The 2460-nt window shown below is 66.6% G+C and carries 3 protein-coding genes; 1 reads left to right on the forward strand and 2 read right to left on the reverse strand.

All coding sequences use genetic code 11. The features are described from left to right. Positions 1–56 precede the first annotated feature (56 nt). Positions 57–1607 (forward strand): IS66 family transposase, encoded by a 1551-nt coding sequence (locus DB354_RS00025; protein WP_107833382.1) that lies wholly within the window; start codon positions 57–59, stop codon positions 1605–1607. Here DB354_RS00025 and tnpB read toward each other — a convergent pair. Together tnpB and DB354_RS00035 are read right to left on the reverse strand one after the other, a co-directional pair. Further along, the gene (gene tnpB / locus DB354_RS00030; protein ID WP_107833383.1) at positions 1504–1902 is read right to left on the reverse strand and encodes an IS66 family insertion sequence element accessory protein TnpB; all 399 of its coding nucleotides are present in this window, start codon (positions 1900–1902) and stop codon (positions 1504–1506) included. The genes DB354_RS00025 and tnpB overlap by 104 nt on opposite strands. Positions 1903–1907: 5 nt before the next feature. Next, a complete protein-coding gene (locus tag DB354_RS00035) occupies positions 1908–2249 on the reverse strand; it encodes a transposase (RefSeq protein ID WP_107833384.1) in 342 nt (113 codons plus the stop codon). Positions 2250–2460: the final 211 nt, after the last annotated feature.

Consider the following 2460-nt stretch of genomic DNA (forward strand, 5'->3'; position numbering starts at 1 on the left):
GCGCTAGGTAATGGCATCGTCTTGAAGACGGGCAGCGATTCGTCACGGTCGCGGCCGTGAACGCCGCCGCCACGACACCGATACCGAGCTCCGAGCAGGAGCTACGCGTGCGTGTGGATCAGCTCACGGCCGAGAACCGGGTGCTCGAGCTGAAGGTGCAGAAGCTGCAGCGGATGCTCTGGGACAAGAAGTCGGAGCGGATGCCGACGGACGACAACCAGGGCGTGCTGTTCACGGAGCCTGCGGCGGCCAAGGCAGAGTGCGCGCCGGTGTCGGGGAAGAAGAGGGCGGTCGGCGCAGCGCGAGCACCGAAGGGACCTCAGCCGCTCGATCCTGCTTTGCCGCGGGAACTGATTCAGGTGCCAGCGCCGCAGCTGAAGGAGTTGATCTGCCCGGTGACGAAGCAGCCGATGCAGCCCGGCTTCGTGGAGCGCATCGAGGTGCTCGCCCGGCGGGCACCGGTGTATTACGTGAAGGCGTACGAGCGGACGGTGTTCGTCAGCCCGGCCAAGACCGCCCCGGTGTACTCGGCGTGGCCGGCGGACATCCTGCCGCGGGCGCGAGTCCACGCCAGCGTCGTGGCGCACATTGCCGCCGCGCACTACAGTGAGCACGTCCCTTTCCACCGCCTCGAGCAGCAACTGGCCCGCACGGGGGTCGAGCTGGCACGCAGCACGCAGGTGTCGCTCATGAACCAGCTCGATACCCTGGTCGCTCCGCTGATGGTGGCCCTCCGGGACGACGTCTTCAGCGGCGGTTATCTGCACGTTGATGCGACGCCGGTCGATGTCTGCGATCCCGCTCGCCCGGGGCATGTGCGCGAAGCGACGCTCTGGGCGTACCGCGCGAAGCGCGGAGGAGTCTGGTTTGAATACAGTGCGAGCAAGTCGCCCGTGCATCCCGACGCCACGTTGAAGGCGGCACGGTTCAAAGGCTTCTGCCAGACCGACGGGGCCCCGGGGCTCAATACCATTGGCCCGCCGGGCCAGGTGACATCGCTTGGATGTCATACCCACGCGCGCCGCGGCTTCTTCGATGCGGACAAGGCTGGGGATCCCCGGGCGAAGTGGTACCTGGAGCGCTTCCGAAAGCTGTTTCGCGTGGAGCAGCTGGCGCAACGCCATGGCCGCAAGGAGATCCTGCGGCGTCGCTTCAGCGTACCCATCTTCCAGGCCATGCTCACCCAGGCCGAGCAGCACGCGCAGATTGCTCCGGCCAAGACGGCGCTCGGCGATGCCGTGCGCTATCTCCTCGATCAGCAAGAACGGTTGCATCGCTGCCTCACGGAGATCGAGGCGGAGATCTCGAACAACGCCGTCGAGCGCGCGATCCGTCCGCTGAAGGTCGGCGCGCGCAACTGGATGTTTGTCGGCGACCCGAAGGCAGGGCCGCGCTTGGCCAACCTCTTTACGCTGGTCGAGAACTGCCGGCTGATCGGCCTCGATCCCGAGCGCTACCTCATCGAGCTGCTGGGGAAGCTCCAGGATCATCCGGCCTCCAGGATCAAAGAGCTGCTGCCGCATCGGTGGACATCGGCGCAGCAGACGCAGACGGCACTCGGCGCACCCAGCGCCTCGGCCGCAGCTTCGCCAGGTCCAGACCGCTGAAGAGCAACTGCAGCTCGGCGGCGGTGAGCACCACCGTCTTCTGTCCCGGCTGGGGCCAGCTCTGGAACGTCCCCTCGTGGAGCCGTTTTCCCAGGACGCACATCCCGCCGTCGTCCCACCAGAAGATCTTCAGCAGGTTGCGGCGCCGGTTGGTGAAGACCCACAGGTTGCCGCTTTGCGGTTCCGCCCCGAACTGCTGTTCGACCAGCGTGTACAAGCCGCTATAGCCACGGCGCAGGTCGATCGGCTCCGTCGCCAGGTGAATCTTCGCCGTTGCTCCGCCCAGGCTGATCATGGCGGTCAGGCTTGCAGCGTTTTGAGCATGAGCCCCAGACCCGCCCACGCGGCAGGATCCCCGAGTGCCAGCTCCAATCGACTGCCATTGAGCAGGTGCAGGACCGCCCCGCCGCCGAGAACCGGCACGTGACCGGCTCCGTTTGGTGCCGGCGCACTCATCTGCACCTCGGCGAAGATCGCCGACGCGGCTACCTGCCGCTGCCGGCGCCAATTTGAAAACGTCATCGGGTGCAGCTTCGCCTCCCGGCAGAACTCCGCCTGCGTCGTCCCGCTGCGCTCGAATCGATCCACGTACTCCTGCCGCTGCTGCGGCGTGTAGCGCTGGTTCCTCCGGATAGATGCCATCCCCCGAGTCTAGCCGGTACGAATCGCCCCGTCACCACGCCCAAGTTGAACGCTTACTACCGGTCAGGCTCGCACGCTTTCAGCAATGAGCCCCAGACCCGCCCACGCGGCAGGATCCCCGAGTGCCAGCTCCAATCGACTGCCATTGAGCAGGTGCAGGACCGCCCCGCCGCCGAGAACCGGCACGTGACCGGCTCCGTTTGGTGCCGGC

Source organism: Opitutus sp. ER46, assembly GCF_003054705.1.
Lineage (GTDB): Bacteria > Verrucomicrobiota > Verrucomicrobiia > Opitutales > Opitutaceae > ER46.